General features: G+C 65.4%; 13 protein-coding genes. 4 read left to right on the forward strand and 9 right to left on the reverse strand.

Translation table 11 applies throughout. The features are described from left to right. Nucleotides 1-3,017 (reverse strand): apolipoprotein A-IV repeat region-like domain-containing protein (locus tag SE91_RS09060; protein ID WP_502687130.1); only part of this gene is annotated, 3,017 nt, incomplete at its 3' end. Nucleotides 3,018-3,416: 399 nt separating this feature from the next. Between SE91_RS09060 and SE91_RS09065 the strand changes: the two genes are divergently transcribed. Both SE91_RS09065 and SE91_RS09070 read left to right on the forward strand, forming a co-directional pair. After that, complete coding sequence (locus SE91_RS09065) at nt 3,417-3,791, forward strand: Hpt domain-containing protein (protein WP_156489535.1); 375 nt, start codon at nt 3,417-3,419, stop codon at nt 3,789-3,791. A 166-nt stretch (nt 3,792-3,957) separates the two neighbouring features. After that, nucleotides 3,958-4,278, forward strand: coding sequence for a 2Fe-2S iron-sulfur cluster-binding protein (locus SE91_RS09070; protein WP_060736572.1), 321 nt, complete (start codon nt 3,958-3,960; stop codon nt 4,276-4,278). A 57-nt stretch (nt 4,279-4,335) separates the two neighbouring features. Here the strand turns inward: SE91_RS09070 and SE91_RS09075 are convergent, their stop codons facing one another. Then, on the reverse strand, nt 4,336-4,803 hold the full coding sequence (locus tag SE91_RS09075; RefSeq protein WP_061847353.1) for an acyl-CoA thioesterase: 468 nt from the start codon (nt 4,801-4,803) through the stop codon (nt 4,336-4,338). A 180-nt stretch (nt 4,804-4,983) separates the two neighbouring features. Between SE91_RS09075 and SE91_RS09080 the strand changes: the two genes are divergently transcribed. Both SE91_RS09080 and SE91_RS09085 read left to right on the forward strand, forming a co-directional pair. Beyond that, nucleotides 4,984-6,012, forward strand: a complete 1,029-nt coding sequence (locus SE91_RS09080) for an NAD(P)/FAD-dependent oxidoreductase (RefSeq protein WP_061847354.1) — start codon at nt 4,984-4,986, stop codon at nt 6,010-6,012. Between the two features lie 123 nt (nt 6,013-6,135). Beyond that, complete coding sequence (locus tag SE91_RS09085; RefSeq protein WP_061851061.1) at nt 6,136-6,732, forward strand: DUF2147 domain-containing protein; 597 nt, start codon at nt 6,136-6,138, stop codon at nt 6,730-6,732. 56 nt (nt 6,733-6,788) lie between these two features. On the opposite strand, the gene SE91_RS09090 is transcribed toward SE91_RS09085, so the two are convergent. The 7 genes from SE91_RS09090 to SE91_RS09120 form a co-directional block, all read right to left on the reverse strand. Then, nucleotides 6,789-7,058 carry a hypothetical protein gene (locus tag SE91_RS09090; RefSeq protein WP_061847355.1) on the reverse strand — a complete coding sequence of 90 codons (270 nt, stop codon included), beginning with the start codon at nt 7,056-7,058 and terminating at the stop codon, nt 6,789-6,791. Nucleotides 7,059-7,263: 205 nt separating this feature from the next. Continuing rightward, a complete protein-coding gene (gene garD, locus SE91_RS09095) occupies nt 7,264-8,805 on the reverse strand; it encodes a galactarate dehydratase (RefSeq protein ID WP_061847356.1) in 1,542 nt (513 codons plus the stop codon). A 121-nt stretch (nt 8,806-8,926) separates the two neighbouring features. Further along, nucleotides 8,927-10,375, reverse strand: coding sequence for an aldehyde dehydrogenase family protein (locus SE91_RS09100; protein WP_061847357.1), 1,449 nt, complete (start codon nt 10,373-10,375; stop codon nt 8,927-8,929). Between the two features lie 19 nt (nt 10,376-10,394). Next, nucleotides 10,395-11,738, reverse strand: a complete 1,344-nt coding sequence (gudD, locus tag SE91_RS09105) for a glucarate dehydratase (RefSeq protein WP_061847358.1) — start codon at nt 11,736-11,738, stop codon at nt 10,395-10,397. A gap of 25 nt (nt 11,739-11,763) precedes the next feature. Next, on the reverse strand, nt 11,764-12,708 hold the full coding sequence (gene kdgD / locus SE91_RS09110) for a 5-dehydro-4-deoxyglucarate dehydratase (protein ID WP_061847359.1): 945 nt from the start codon (nt 12,706-12,708) through the stop codon (nt 11,764-11,766). 129 nt (nt 12,709-12,837) lie between these two features. Further along, nucleotides 12,838-13,743, reverse strand: a complete 906-nt coding sequence (locus tag SE91_RS09115) for a LysR family transcriptional regulator (protein WP_008554896.1) — start codon at nt 13,741-13,743, stop codon at nt 12,838-12,840. Nucleotides 13,744-13,866: 123 nt separating this feature from the next. Then, nucleotides 13,867-15,219, reverse strand: coding sequence for an MFS transporter (locus SE91_RS09120; RefSeq protein WP_061847360.1), 1,353 nt, complete (start codon nt 15,217-15,219; stop codon nt 13,867-13,869). Nucleotides 15,220-15,389 lie beyond the last annotated feature (170 nt).

A 15,389-nucleotide genomic window follows, 5' to 3' on the forward strand; every position in this document is an offset into this window, starting at 1 on the left:
GTCGTGCCGGCCAGCGTCAGCGAGCGCTGCAGGTCGGTGGAGAGCGTCTTGACCTGGTTGGCTGCATCCGAGGACGCCGTGACGAGCGTGGTCTGCACCTCCCGGGCGCCGGACAGGATCGAGGCGGCGGTCGCCGAGCCCGCCGCGGTCAGCGTGCGTTCGACGTCGGCCGCGAGCCCCTTGAGCTGGCTGGACGCATCGCCCGATGCAGCGACCAGGGACGACTGCGCCTCGCGGGCGCTGGTCAGGATCGAGTTCGCCGCGCCGGTGCCGACCGCGGTCAGCGCCTGCTCGACCTCGGCGGAGGTCATCTTCAGCTGGGCATTGACGTCGGAGGAGACCGTCAGCAGCGACTGCTGGGCGGTGCGTGCGCCGGTCTGGATGGTCTCGCTGGTGTTGACGACGAGGTTGGTGAGCGAGCGCTCGGCGTCCTCGACATGCGAGCGGATCGCGGTCGAGATCATCTCGGCGCGGGACATCATGTCCTCGCTGGCCTGGCGTCCGCTGCTCTCGATGCGGCCGGCGACGGCTTCGACGCGCGAGCCGAGCAGGTCCTCGAACTGCGCCACGCGCACGTCGATGTCGCTCGCGACCGAGCCGACTTTGGTCTCGATGGTGTGATGGATCTCCTGGAAGCGCGCCGTGACCGTGTCGGTGAGATGCGTGCTGCGGCTGTCGATGACCTCGGTGACACCTGTGATGCGGCGGTCGACCGCCTCGATCGCCTGCGCGGTGCCGTCCGTGAGGGTCGAGGTCAGCAACGTCAGGCGGGTGTCGATGGACTGCACGGCCTGGGAGGCGCCGTTGGTCACGGCGGTGGTCAAATAGGTGAGGCGGCTGTCGATGGACTCCAGCGCCTGCGTCGCGCCGCCGGTGAGCGTCGTCGTGAGGTGCGTCAGTCTCGTATCGACCGACTGGATGGTCTGGGACGCGCCGTCGGTCAGCGAACTCGTCAGATGATTGAGGCGCGCATCGATCGTCTCGATGGCCTGTGAGGCGCCGTGGGTGAGCGACGTCGTCAGGTGGGTGAGGCGGTTGTCGATCGACTGGATCGCCTGCGCGGCGCCGTCGGTCAGCGACGTCGCCAGCGTGTTGATGCGTCCGTCGATGGTCTCGGTCATCGACCTGGCGCGGGTATCGAACGATAGTTCGAGCGAGGCGACGCGGCCGACCAGCTGCTCGTCGAAGGTCTTGATATGGCCCTCGATCGTGCCGTCCAGGCTGGCGATCTTGTCGTTCAGCGAGGCGTCGAGGCTGCTGACGCGTTCGCCGATGGTGGTCTCGAAATGCACCAGGCGCTGATCGAGCACGCCGGTGATGGCGCCGCCGTTCGCGGTGAAGCGGCTGTCGAAATTGTCGACATAGGTCTTCAGCGACTCGTGGATATCTTGCGTACGCTGGCCCATGCGCTCGACGATCTCGCCGCCGAAGGTCTTCACGGTGCGATCGAACTCGGAGATGTGGCGCGTGATCAGCGCGCCCAGCGTGCCGGAATCGCGGGCGAACTTCTCGACCAGCTCGGTGCCCTGGTTGCGCACGAGCTCGTCGAAGGCGCTCATCTGGAGTGACAGCGAGTCGTGCGCGGTCTCGGTCTGGGTGACGACCTTGGCGACGAGCGCATTGACGGTGGCGTCGAGCGCCTCGCTCGCCTTGTCGCCGCTCGTCATGATCTGGCCGGCGAGCCGGTTGCCGGCGTCGTCGATCTTGGCGGAGATGTCGTTGGAGCGCAGCTCGAGCTCGAGCAGCAGCGAGTCCGACGAATTCTTGAGGGAATCGTGCACCAGCTCGGTGCGCTCGGAGATGCCGTCGACGATCGCGGCGGAGCGCTGCTCGAACTCGCCCGTGATGCGGTCGATGCGCTCGTTCAGCATCTCGTGGACGCGGTCGGCGAGGTCGACGAACTCGTCGTGGACGTGGCCGGTCTTGAAGTTGAGGCTGGTGGTCAGCCGCTCGCTGGCGTCGAGCACGGCGCGCGTGGTCTCGTTGCTGGCCTCCTCGAGGCGGTCGAGCAGGTCGCCGCCGCGCTCGCCGAGCGCCAGGATCATGTTGTCGCCGGCATTGCTGAGAGCGCTGGTGATGTGGGCGCCGCGCTCTTCCAGTGCGCCGGTGATGGACTTGGCGACCTCGTCGACGCGCGAGGCGATCGCGTCCGAGATCAGCGCGATGTCGTGGCGCAGATCGATCTGCACGCCGGAGATGGCGCTGCGGACCTGCTCGGCCTGGCCGACCAGGTTGTCGCGCTGATGCGCGATGTCCTGGAGCAGGGCGCGGATGCGCACCTCGTTGTCGGAATAGGCGCGCTCCAGCGCGGCGACCTCGTTGGCGACCAGCGTTTCCAATTCGCCGGCGCGGGCGATCGCGCGCTCGATGCCGTCACCCATCGCCGCGACCTCGCGGCGGATGGCCTGACCGACGGTGACCATGGAATCGGAGGCCGAGCCTTCCGGCTCGGAGAAGCGGATCGCGACCTGCGCCATCGCCTGCGCGATCATGCGCATTTCCTGACCGCGCCAGACGAGGCTCGCCAGGAAGTAGAACAGCATGACCGGCGCGAAGAACATCGCGACCAGGCCGGCAATGACGAGCACGCCGCCGCTCTGGCCCATGGCGGCCTGGATCGAGGGCAGGAAACCGAACGTCAGCGCGGCGCAGGCGGCGAGCCAGACGCCGGCGAAGATGGTGGCGAAGGTGTAGACGTTGCGGGCAGGGCGGCCCTTCTGAAGCGCCTGGAGCAATTGACCGATAGTCTCGCGGTCGTCATTGGCGGGACGGCGCGAAGTGCGTGGCTCCTCGATCGGATCGAACACGGTCGACCGTTCGTTGGCGGCCGGCCGCGGCTCGAAGCTCGGATCGTCAAAGGTCGGGGGCGCAGGTGGCGCCACCGGAGGCGGCGTTTCGTTGCGCATCGTCGCGTTGCGGCTGGTGTCCGCCGCGGTGTCACTGATGTTGAGGGCTTCCTGGATTGCAGAAAGCGCAACTTCTGTGGGGTCTTTGACCTTTTTCGGAGTGTTCGCCATGTTCAGTCCGAGCCCTCGTTACTTGTACGCGTCCCCCCGCGAGCTCTGCGCGCGCTACGCAAGCCCACAGACCGGATCATGCCGCTTGCGCGGATCTCCGAGCCGTCCCCACCCGGACGGCTTGTCCGCCAATTTCTGCAACATCCTATTGGCAGAGCGTCGCGAATGAAATGCCCGCGATTAAGACATTCTTAATCATCGTTAACAGGATCGCGGCGTAACGCCTTAGCAATAAATGCAATTCTCCACTGAACTCGGCCAATTGCGGCAACTTTTCGTCAACAAACCGGCGGAATTGCGTACATCAGGCCAAACATTTCGTTAACCAATTTCATGCTTGGGTGGGCGGAACTGACCGCCGGACGGCGGGACCATCGCGCGACGCCGGGGCCTTAGGTCATGACGCCTGAACTGCAACGGATGGACTGGATGCCCTCGCCCCCGCTTGCACCCATCGACAGCCCGCTCGACCTAGATCATCTCTCCCGGATGACGCTTGGTGATGCCGAGCTGGAGCAGGAAGTGCTGGCCATGTTCGCCGAGCAGGCGGTCCGTCTGATCGCGGCCATGACGGCGCTGCCGGCCGAGGCCGGCGCGCTCGCCCATAAGCTCAAGGGGTCGGCGCGCGGGATCGGCGCCTTTGCGGTCGCAGATGCCGCCGCTCACCTGGAGACCGCGATCCGGACCGGCCAGGACCGGCCCCGCGCCTTCGCCGCGCTGAAGGAGGCGGTGACCGAAGCCCGCGCCGCCATCGAGGCCATCCTCAAGCCCTGAGGCCGGAGGGGTCAGAAGTGGCCTTTACTCTTTTGTTTTGACGTATTTTCTTCCCGCAAAGCGGGATTTTGATCGCCTCAAAACGCTATGGCGCCGGGCTGACCGACCCGTTATAGGACAGCCCGGACCCTCCTTCATTCCCAGCATCGCGGCAGCACGAGCACACATGGCCAAAATTCACTTTGTCGACCACAAGGGCGAAACCCGCACGGTGGAAATCGAGAACGGCGCAACCGTGATGGAAGCGGCCATCCGCAACAGCATTCCCGGCATCGAGGCCGAATGCGGCGGCGCCTGTGCGTGCGCGACCTGCCATGTCTATGTCGACGAAGCCTGGCGCGAGAAGGTCGGCAGCCCGACGCCGATGGAAGAGGACATGCTCGACTTCGGCTTCGACGTGCGTCCGAACTCGCGCCTGTCCTGCCAGATCAAGATCTCCGACGAGCTCGACGGGCTCGTCGTCGCAACGCCCGAACGCCAAGCCTGATTTTATCGGCCTGATCCTACAAGCCTGATCGTAAAAGCCTGGTCCTTCTCGATCGAACTATGGACCGGGCGGCGCGACCTCGATGCCGCGCTTGTGCCAGGGTCTCAGCTTGGCGATCACCTCCGCGGTGAGCGGCGTCGGCCGGCGCGACGCTTCGTCAATCATCACGCCGACGGACGTCGCCGACGCGATGCACTTTCTTTGCGAAAACACGACCTGCTCGAAGGTCACTGACGTTCGCCCGAGCTTCACCACGCCGAGGCCGAGTTCGATCGTGTTCGGCCAGTGCAGCTCGGCGCGGAAATGGATGTCGAGCCGCACCATGATCCAGGCAAGGCCGGGCGGCGTTAGTCCGTATTCCGGAAGCTTCATCAGCGTGACACGGCCGGTCTCGAAATAGGTGGCGTAGACCGCGTTGTTGACGTGGTGGTTGGGATCGAGATCGCCGAAGCGGACGTTGTCGCCGAGGCGGTAGGGGTAGTCCTCCAGGCGCGGCGTCGTATCGAGGCGGCTTGGTGCGTTCACCGATTGATCTCCGTCATATCCGTCCTCGTTACAGCCCAGTTGTCTCGACCCGGCAAGTGGCGCGGCCGCGGGGCGCTCCCGCTTTTATGCCTTCCCTGATCCATCCGCGTTGGCTAGACAGGCAGGGTCACCTCTGCCCAACGGGCGCCGTCCAACCATAACGACCGATAAAGAGACGACATGAGCGACGTGATCAAAACCGATGTGCTGATTATTGGCGCCGGCCCGTGCGGTCTGTTCGCCGCTTTCGAGCTCGGCCTTCTCGACATGAAGGCGCATTTCGTCGACATCCTCGACAAGGTCGGCGGCCAGTGCGCCGAGCTCTACCCCGAAAAACCGATCTACGACATTCCCGGCATTCCGCAGGTTTCCGGTCAGGGGCTGACCGACGCGCTGATGGAGCAGATCAAGCCGTTCCACCCGACCTTCCATCTCGGCGAGATGATCGAGACCGTGGAGAAGATCGGCGATCCCGCGTTTCGCTGCACCACCGATGCCGGCAAGGTGTTCGAATGCAAGGTGGTGGTGATCGCGGCCGGCGGCGGCTCGTTCCAGCCCAAGCGTCCGCCGGTGCCGGGGATCGAGGCCTATGAAGGCACCTCGGTGCACTATGCCGTGCGCAAGATGGAGACCTTTCGCGACAAGAACGTGCTGATCGTCGGCGGCGGCGATTCCGCGCTCGACTGGACGCTCAACCTGCATCCGCTGGCAAAGCGCATCACGCTGCTGCACCGTCGTGATGATTTTCGCGCCGCGCCCCACAGCGTCGAGCAGATGCGCGCGCTGGTTGCCGGCGGCAGGATGGATCTGAAGCTCGGACAGGTCACGGCATTGTCGGGCGCCGACGGCAGGCTCACCGGCGCGACCGTCAAGGGCAATGACAACAGCATGACAGAGGTCGCCTGCGACACCATGCTGCCGTTCTTTGGACTGACGATGAAGCTCGGCCCGGTCGCGAACTGGGGCATTGCGCTGGAGAACAACCTGGTGCCGGTCGAGACCTCGGCGTTCGAGACCAATGTGCCCGGTATCTTCGCGATCGGCGACATCAACACCTATCCCGGCAAGATCAAGCTGATCCTGTGCGGCTTCCATGAGGGCGCGCTGATGTCGCAAAAAGCCCACCGCTACGTCTATCCGGAGAAGCGGCTCGTGTTCCAGTACACGACCTCGTCCTCCAGCCTGCAAAAGAAGCTCGGTGTCAACTGACCGCAGCCGAGCGGGCAGGCCGTGCCCCATGTTTCTGGTGCTGGAACCGTTCGCGAAATCGCCGTAGTCTGCGGCCATTGCGGTTGTGGCTTGGCAGGGTATTGGCTCAGCAAGGTGATGATGATGCGGACTCTCTTTTCCAGCTTTCGACTGCTCCCCTTTCTTGCGCTCGCACTGTCGCTGGCCGCGGCGACGCCGTCCGTGGCGCAGACCGCGGAGCCCACGGCGGCGGGTCTCTGGCAGAAGGTCGAAGACGGCAAGACGGTCGGATGGTTTCTCTTCGTCGATCGCAACGGGGTCTTCGAAGGCGCGATCGCAAAGACCTTCCCGCGTCCCGGCGACGATCCGAACGAGGTCTGCAGCAAGTGCACCGACGATCGCAAGAACGCGCCGGTGCTCGGCATCTCCTTCGTCCGTAACATGAAGCGCGAAGGATTGAAGTACGAAGGCGGCAACGTGCTCAATCCGCGCGACGGCCAGATCTGGAAGGCCAACATGAAGGTCAGTCCCGATGGCCAGACCCTGACGCTGCGCGGCTATCTCGGCATCGCGCTGCTCGGCAAGGACGAAACCTGGACGCGCCTGCCGGATGCCAACATCGCCCAGGTCGATCCCGCCATCGTCGCCAAATATCTCCCCGCGCAGGCCACCACCGCGAAGTCCGCGACACCCGCGGCCAAGAAGGGCGGCGCGATGACGGCACCGGCGCCCAAGCAGTAACGCACGTGCCATTCCGGTCGGCGCTGAGCGCCGAACCCGGAATGACAAAGCAAAGCTTAGCGCGCCTGGCTCTCCGAACCCGCGCTCGCGAGCTGCCTGACCCGCGGCGACAGCACCGAGACCTGCGCCGGCGAAGCGGGCATGCCGGAGACGATCATCGCGGGGCTCGCCGACTGTTCCTCGACGCCGGCGCCGCCGAGCACCTGCACCTGCGTCGTCGAGATCGGAAACGATGTCACTTCGAAAGAGGGAAGCTCGGTGGCGAAGGCGCCGGCCGAGCCCGCGATCATGGCGCCGGCAACGGCAATCATCGAGAGAACACGCATCTGGAAAATCTCCGTGGAAGATGTCAATCGGAGGTTTGGTCGCCCCGGTGCCGGGACAGGTTCGCTCGTGTGCGAACGTTCTCATCGCTTGCGGCGCACATAATGATTGCTTGATACGCAAGCACGAAGCGAGGACGAAGTTTTTCCGCGCCAATGTTTCCGGACGGTTTCGGGGAAGAGCCGGTAATCTCTTGGCTTGCCGGCCTCAGGTCACCGGCGCCGGATTGAACAGCGTCAGATCGTTGTGGATGCCCCAGCGATCCGACCACGGCTTGGTGCGGCCGGAGGCGACGTCGAGGATCAGGCGGAACAGGTCCCAGCCGGTCTCCTCGATGGTCTTCTCGCCGGTGGCGATGCGGCCGGCGTCGAAGTCGATCAGGTCCTTCCAGCGCCGGGCGAGCTCGCTGCGGGTCGCGACCTTGATCACGGGCGCCGCCGCAAGACCGTAGGGCGTGCCGCGGCCGGTGGTGAACACTTGCAGTGTCATGCCGGAGGCGAGCTGCAGCGTGCCGCAGATGAAGTCGGAGGCCGGCGTTGCTGCGAACAGCATGCCCTTTTGCGTCGCCTTCTCGCCGGGCGAGAGCACGCCGGTGATGGCTGACGAGCCCGACTTGACGATCGAGCCCAATGACTTCTCGACGATGTTGGCAAGGCCGCCCTTCTTGTTGCCGGGCGTGGTGTTGGCGCTGCGGTCGGCGCCGCCGCGGGCGAGATAGGAATCGTACCAGGCCATCTCGCGCACCAGCGCGCGGCCGACATCCTCGTTGATGGCGCGTCGCGTGAGCAGCTGGATCGCGTCGCGCACCTCGGTCACTTCCGAGAACATCACGGTGGCGCCGGCCCGCACCAGCAGGTCCGCGGCGAAGCCGACGGCGGGGTTGGCGGTGACGCCGGAGAAGGCATCGCTGCCGCCGCATTGCAGGCCGATGACGAGATCGGAGGCGGGGCAGGTCTCGCGCTTGCGGGTGTTGAGCGCCTTCAGCCGCGCCTCGGCTTGCGTCATGATGGCATCGACGATCGCGCCAAAACCGTCGAAGGCCTCGTCCTGCATGCGCACGATGGCGTCGCTGATGCCTTCCGGCACCAGCCGCTCGGGCGCGAGCTTCTCGCAGCCGAGGCCGACGACGAGGATCTCGCCGCCGAAATTCGGGTTCAGCGCGATGTTCTGCAGCGTGCGGATCGGCACGACAGCGTCCGGCGCGGTGATGGCGACGCCGCAGCCATAGGCATGCGTCAACGGCACGACGTCATCGACATTGGGGTACTTCGGCAGCAGCTCGGCGCGGATGCGCTTGACCGCATATTCCATCGTGCCCTTGACGCATTGCACGGAGGAGGAAATGCCGAGGATGTTCTTGGTACCGACCGAGCCGTCCGGATTGCGATAGCCCTCGAAGGTGAAGCCTTCGAGCGGCGGCAGCGGCGCGGGGACGGCGGTCGAGATCTCGAGCTTGTCGAGGGCAGGGGCCTCCGGCATGCGGATGCGCGCCTCGTCGACCCATTCGCCGGCCTGGATCGGGGAGAGCGCGTAGCCGATGATTTCGCCATAGCGGACGATCGGCGCGCCTTCCGCAATGTCGACCAGCGCCGTCTTGTGCCCCTGCGGCACGAAGGCGCGCAGCGTCAGCCCGCAGGCAAAGCGCGAGCCGGCGGGAAGCCCGAAATCATTGACCACGATCGCAACATTGTCGCGCTCGTTGAGCTTGATGTAGCGGGGCTGCTCTTTCGCTGCGACGTCCTGGTCCATCTGCGCTTGCCTCCGAAGCCGTAGGGTGGGCAAAGGCGCAACGCGCCGTGCCCACCATGCTTCACATCGAACGTAGGCGGTGGGCACGCTTCGCTTGCCCACCCTACGAGACCTCCCGTGGTCAGCCCGGGAACGTGTAAGCCGTCTTCACCGTGGTGTAGAACTCGCGCGCGTACGAGCCCTGTTCGCGGGCGCCGTAGCTCGAACCCTTCCGGCCGCCGAACGGCACGTGATAATCGACGCCGGCGGTCGGCAGATTGACCATCACCATGCCGGACTCGCTGTTGCGCTTGTAGTGCGAGGCGTATTTCAGGCTGGTGGTGCAGATGCCGGAGGCGAGGCCGAACTCGGTGTCGTTGGAGATCGCCAGCGCTTCTTCGTAATTCTTGGCGCGAATGACCGCGGCGACCGGGCCAAAGATCTCCTCACGCGCGATGCGCATGTTGTTGTTGGCTTCGGTGAACAGCGCCGGCTGCAGGTAGTGGCCGGGGTTCTCGCGCTTGAGCAGTTCGCCGCCGAAGGCGAGCTTGGCGCCCTCGTCCTGGCCGATCTTGATGTAGCGCAGGTCCTGGTCGAGCTGGCTCTGGTCGACGACAGGGCCGATATGCACGCCGGCCTTGAGCGCGTCATCCACCGACAGGCTGTTAAGGCGCTCGGCCATCGCCGCGACGAAGCGGTCGTGGATGCCCTCGGTGACGATCAGGCGCGAGGAGGCGGTGCAGCGCTGGCCGGTCGAGAAATAGGCGCCGTTGACGGCGACCTCGACGGCGGTCTTGAGGTCCGCGTCGTCGAGCACGACCAGCGGGTTCTTGCCGCCCATCTCGAGCTGGAACTTCTTCATCGGGTTCGAGAGCACGCAGGCCTGCGCGATCTTGCGGCCGGTCTGCACCGAGCCGGTGAAGGAGATCGCGGCCACATCGGGGTGATCGAGCAGGGTCTGGCCGACGACAGAGCCGGAGCCGACCACGAGGTTGAACACGCCGGCGGGAATGCCGGAGCGGGTGATGATCTCGGACAGCGCATGCGCCGAGCCCGGCACCAGCTCGGCCGGCTTGAACACGACGGTGTTGCCGTAGCAGAGCGCGGGCGCGATCTTCCAGGCGGGGATCGCGATCGGGAAATTCCAGGGCGTGATCATGCCGACGATGCCGACCGGCTCGCGCGTGAGTTCGACATCGAGGCCGGGACGCACGGAGGCGCCCTTCTCGCCGATCAGGCGCAGCGCTTCGCCGGCGAAGAATGCAAAGATCTGGCCGGCGCGCGCGACCTCGCCGATTCCTTCCGGCAGGGTCTTGCCTTCCTCGCGGGCGAGCAGGCGGCCGAGCTCTTCCTTGCGGGCGAGGATCTCGGTCGAAATCTTGTTCAGCGCATCATAGCGCACCTGCGGGGTCGACTGTGCCCAGGCGGGGAAGGCGGCCTTGGCGGCGGCGATCGCCTTCTCGGTCTGGGCCTTGTCGGCCTTGGCATATTCGCCGACGAGATCGTTGGTGTTGGACGGGTTGATGTTCCTGGTGACGCCGGAGCCGTCGACCCATTCGCCGCCGATGAAGTTCTTCAGGATTGCCGTCATGTTGTCCTCCGAGATTTTCTCAACGCACGAGGCACGGACGCTTGTCGTCGAAGGTCCAGCCGGGGATCAGGTCCTGCATGGCAATAGCGTCATCGCGGGCGCCAAGTCCATGCTGCTTGTAGAGGTCATGCGCGGCGTCGATGGCCGCCCTGTCGATTTCGATGCCCAGGCCCGGCTTGTCGGGGACGGCGATCTTGCCGCCCTTGATCTGGAGCGGCTCCTTGGTCAGCGCCTGGCCGTCCTGCCAGATCCAGTGGGTGTCGATCGCGGTGACCTTACCCGGGGCGGCGGCACCGACATGGGTGAACATGGCGAGCGAAATGTCGAAATGGTTGTTGGAGTGCGAACCCCAGGTCAGGCCGTTGTCGCGGCAGGTCTGGGCGACGCGCACCGAGCCCTGCATGGTCCAGAAATGGGGATCGGCGAGCGGAATGTCCACCGCGCCCAGGCGGAGCGCGTGGGAGAGCTGCCGCCAATCGGTGGCGACCATGTTGGTCGCCGTGGGCAGGCCGGTCGCGCGGCGGAACTCGGCCATGATCTCCCGGCCGGAGAAGCCGGCTTCGGCGCCGCAGGGGTCCTCGGCATAGGCGAGGATGCCGTGCATGTCCTTGCAAAGGCTGACAGCCTCGTCGAGCGACCAGGCGCCATTGGGGTCGAGCGTCACGCGCGCGTTCGGAAAGCGTTTTGCGATCGCGGTGACCGCCTCGATTTCCTGCTCGCCGCGCAGCACGCCGCCCTTGAGCTTGAAATCGGCGAAGCCGTAATGGTCGTGGGTCGCTTCCGCGAGCCGCACCACGGCCTCGGGCGTCATGGCCTCCTGATGGCGGAGGTTGAACCAGTCGGGCTTGCCAGTCTCGGCCTGGACGTAGCTAAGCTTCGACTTGCGGATATCGCCGACGAAGAAGAGATAGCCGAGCGTCTCGACGCTGCTGCGCTGCTGGCCTTCGCCGAGCAGGGCCGCGACCGGGAGATTGAGATGCTGGCCGAGCAGATCGAGCAGCGCGGATTCGATCGCGGTGACCGCGTGGATCATCACGCGGAGATCAAAAGTCTGCTTGCCGCGGCCTCCGGCGTCGCGGTCGGCGAAAGCCGTGCGGATATCGGCGAGGATGTTGTTCATCGCGCCGACGGTCTTGCCGATCACGAGATCGCGCGCGTCCTGCAGCGTCTGCCAGATCTTCTGCCCGCCCGGCACCTCGCCGACGCCGGTGTGGCCGGCATTGTCGGTGAGGATGACGATGTTGCGGGTGAAGAACGGCGCATGCGCGCCGCTGAGGTTGAGGAGCATGCTGTCGCGGCCTGCGACCGGAATCACCTGCATCGCCGTGACGACAGGTGCGCCAGAAATTTCAGCCCGGGCCATTGCACGCTCCTCCCGATGTCGCCGGCTATTCTGCCGCCTGTTGTGTCGATCGGATGGCGGGCAGATTCTTCACCAGCGCGGTCAGTTCCGCGATCTCTTGCTCGGTGAGATCGGTCAGCGGCGGACGGACCGGGCCGGAGTCGCGGCCGATCACCTTCATGCCGGCCTTGATGATCGAGACCGCATAGCCCTTCTTGCGGTTGCGGATGGCGATCAACGGCAGGATGAAGTTCTTCAGGCCGGCATGGATCGCTTCATGGTCGCGCCTGCGCACCGCGGCGTAGAAATTGGTGGCGAACTCCGGCACGAAGTTGAACACGGCGGAGGAATAGGTCGTCACGCCCATGTCGAGATAGGGCAGCGCGAAGGTCTCCGCCGTCGGCAGTCCGCCGATATAGGTGAGGCGGTCGCCGAGCTTGGTGTAGACGCGGGTCATCAGCTCGATGTCGCCGATGCCGTCCTTGTAGCCGACGAGGTTCGGGCAGCGCTCGGCAAGGCGTGCGAGCGTGTCCGGCTGGAGGATGGCGTTGTCGCGGTTGTAGACGATGACGCCGATCTTCACGGCGGCGCAGACCGCCTCGACGTGGGCGGCAAGGCCGTCCTGCTCGGCAAGGGTGAGATAGGGCGGCAGCAGCAACAGGCCGTCGGCGCCGGCCTTTTCCGCGCCAACAGCGATCTCGCGGGCGATCGCGGTGCCATAACCGGTGCCGGCGAGCACGGGCACGCGACCCTTGGTCTCCTCAACGGCGACCTTGACCACTTCAGGAACTTCGGCCGGCGTCAGCGAGAAGAACTCGCCGGTGCCGCCGGCGGCGAACAGGCCTGCGACGTCATAACCGCACAGCCAGTCCATATTGGCGCGGTAGGTCGCCTCGTCGAAGGAATAGTCCGCCCCAAACGGCGTGACGGGGAAGGACAGGAGGCCAGATCCGATCTTCTGGGCCATTTCCTGCGGGGTCATCTTGCTCATGGGCGCGGCTCCCTGCTTGCGTGTCGTGGAGAACGCGGGCCGAAAGCCGCGCGTCCATGCGCCGGTGTTTAGGAGACGGTTCGATGCGCGTCCAAGCCAAAGCCTATATCGACCGATGCGGATTGAGCATCAATCCTCCACCAGCTCCGCAGAGGACAATTCGCCGGCGATTTTGACCAGCGCCGACAGCAGAGGATTCTCGTCGTCGCGGCGCCAGACCATGAACAGCTCGACCGGGACGCGCGTGCGCAGCTTCAGCGGCCGCAGCCGGACATCGGAGATCTTCAGGCTCGCCGCCGCCGCCGGCACGATGGCAAGGCCTAAGCCGGCACGCACCATCGCGAGGATCGAGTGGATCTGACTCAGATGCTGGACGTAGCGCGGCAGCACGTCGGCGCGCGTGAACAGAGCCACCAGGAGGTCGTGGAAGTAGCGGCTCTCATAGGGCGAATACATCACGAAGGGCTGGTCGTCGAAATCCTTGATGGTGATGCTGTCGGCGCTGGCCAGCGGATGCTTCTTGGGGATCGCCGCGAGCAGGGGCTCGGCGACGACGCGGCGGCTGGCAAGCTCGGGCCGCGCGATCGGCGGCCTCAGAAGACCGGCATCGATCTGGCCGGAGGTGAGCGCCTCGAACTGGTCGCCCGACACCATCTCTTTCAGCGAGAAATCGACCTCCGGCAATTTCGCGCGGCAGGCGGCGACGAGCTCGGGCAGGAAGCCGTAGGCCGCGGCGGCGGTGAAGCCGATCTTCAGCGAGCCGGTCTTGCCGAGCGCGATGCGGCGGGCGACCTGCGAAGCGCTCTCCGCAAGCTTGAGGATGCGCCGCGCCTCCGGCAGGAAGCTGCGCCCCGCCGGCGTCAGGCGCACCGAGCGGCTGGTGCGCTCCAGCAGCGGCGCATCGATGATGTGCTCGAGCACTTGGATCTGCCGGGACAGCGGCGGCTGCGTCATGTTCAGCCGCGCGGCGGCGCGGCCGAAATGCAATTCCTCCGCCACCGTAACGAAACAGCGGAGCTGGTTGAGGTCGAACATCGATACATGCCTTAGATGGATAAGGCGTTTCCCCGGCACTTCTAGCATCGATCACCCCGAAAACAAAGACGGCGGCTTTGCGGGCCGCCGTTGAGTTGCCTGGTCAAGCTCCCATGGGAGCCCTCAGGAGGAACGTTTGAGCGTCACCCGCTCGATCTTGCCGACGATCACGAGATAGGCGAACGCCGCCACGAGCGCGTTGAGGCCGACGAACACCAGCGCGCCGTTGAACGAGCCGGTCGCGGCCAGGATGTAGCCGATCACGATCGGCGTTGTGATCGAGGACAGGTTGCCGAAGGTGTTGAACAGGCCGCCGGAGACGCCGCCGGCTTCCTTCGGCGAGGTGTCGGAGACGACGGCCCAGCCGAGCGCGCCGATGCCCTTGCCGAAGAAGGCGAGGGCCATGAAGCCAACCACCAGCGCCTGTCCGTCGACATAGTTGCAGGCGATGATCGACATCGACAGCAGCATGCCGCCGACGATCGGGATCTTGCGCGCCATGGTCAACGAGCCCGTCTTGCGCAGGATCGCATCGGAGATGATGCCGCCGAGCACGCCGCCGATGAAGCCGCACAACGCGGGCAGCGTCGCCACGAAGCCGGCCTGCAGGATCGACAGCCCGCGCTCCTTGACGAGGTAGACCGGAAACCAGGTCAGGAAGAAATAGGTCAGCGTGTTGATGCAGTACTGGCCGAGATAGACGCCGAGCATCATGCGGTTGGAGAGCAGCTGGCGGATGTGGTCCCAGCCTGAGCCGGCCTCGGGCGCGCGCCGGCGCAACGAATCGTCTCTGGGCGCGTCGAGATCGACCAGCGCGCCGCCTTCCTTGATGTACTCGAACTCGGCGTCGTTGATCGAAGGATGCTCCTTCGGGCCGTAGATGGTCTTGAGCCAGATGAAGCCCATGACCATGCCGAGCGCGCCCATCACGAAGAACACGAAGCGCCAGCCATAGGCATGCGCGATCCAGCCCATCAGCGGTGCGAAGATCACGGTGGCGAAATACTGGCCGGAGTTGAAGAACGCCGACGCGGTGCCGCGCTCGCTGCTTGGAAACCAGGCCGCGACGATGCGGGCGTTGGCGGGAAAGGAGGGGGCTTCCGCGACGCCGACGAGCAGGCGAAGCGCGAACAGCATGACGACGGCCGTGCCGGCGCTGAGGAAGCCGACCCAGCCCTGCATCAGTGTGAACAGCGACCAGATGATGATGCTGAAGGCATAGACGAGCCGCGAGCCGAAGCGGTCGAGCAGCCAGCCGCCCGGCACCTGCGCCACGACATAGGACCAGCCGAAGGCCGAGAAGATCCAGCCCATGGCGACGGGATCGAGATGCAGCTCCTTGGAGAGCGCGGGACCCGCGATCGAGAGCGTCGCGCGGTCGGCATAATTCACGGTGGTGACCAGGAACAACATGGTCACGATGAACAGCCTGATGCGAGACCTCCTCACGTCCGCTGCGGACACCACTGCGCTCATCACGCGCCTCCCTTAAGTCTCGGCCCGTTTCCCCGAGGCGAGTCCTAGAGGCGCGCGCTGTGACGTGTCCAAGTTCAAGGCAGTATCGATCGATGCCGTTTTTGGATTGATGGAAAGGCGGGGAGAGGGAACGATGTAGAGGTTGCGAACTCGCGCCATGCAAACCGCTG

Source organism: Bradyrhizobium sp. DOA1 (assembly GCF_001593325.1).
Taxonomy (GTDB): domain Bacteria; phylum Pseudomonadota; class Alphaproteobacteria; order Rhizobiales; family Xanthobacteraceae; genus Bradyrhizobium.

Excerpts from the sequence above, each read along its gene's own strand:
- SE91_RS09090 (WP_061847355.1), bottom strand. The coding sequence starts at position 7,058 with ATGCGTGTTCTCTCGATGATTGCCGTTGCCGGCGCCATGATCGCGGGC.
- SE91_RS09120 (WP_061847360.1), bottom strand. The coding sequence starts at position 15,219 with ATGAGCGCAGTGGTGTCCGCAGCGGACGTGAGGAGGTCTCGCATCAGG.
- garD (WP_061847356.1), bottom strand. The coding sequence starts at position 8,805 with ATGGACCAGGACGTCGCAGCGAAAGAGCAGCCCCGCTACATCAAGCTC.
- SE91_RS09085 (WP_061851061.1), top strand. The coding sequence starts at position 6,136 with ATGCGGACTCTCTTTTCCAGCTTTCGACTGCTCCCCTTTCTTGCGCTC.
- SE91_RS09115 (WP_008554896.1), bottom strand. The coding sequence starts at position 13,743 with ATGTTCGACCTCAACCAGCTCCGCTGTTTCGTTACGGTGGCGGAGGAA.
- SE91_RS09100 (WP_061847357.1), bottom strand. The coding sequence starts at position 10,375 with ATGACGGCAATCCTGAAGAACTTCATCGGCGGCGAATGGGTCGACGGC.
- SE91_RS09080 (WP_061847354.1), top strand. The coding sequence starts at position 4,984 with ATGAGCGACGTGATCAAAACCGATGTGCTGATTATTGGCGCCGGCCCG.
- SE91_RS09065 (WP_156489535.1), top strand. The coding sequence starts at position 3,417 with ATGACGCCTGAACTGCAACGGATGGACTGGATGCCCTCGCCCCCGCTT.
- SE91_RS09070 (WP_060736572.1), top strand. The coding sequence starts at position 3,958 with ATGGCCAAAATTCACTTTGTCGACCACAAGGGCGAAACCCGCACGGTG.
- kdgD (WP_061847359.1), bottom strand. The coding sequence starts at position 12,708 with ATGAGCAAGATGACCCCGCAGGAAATGGCCCAGAAGATCGGATCTGGC.
- gudD (WP_061847358.1), bottom strand. The coding sequence starts at position 11,738 with ATGGCCCGGGCTGAAATTTCTGGCGCACCTGTCGTCACGGCGATGCAG.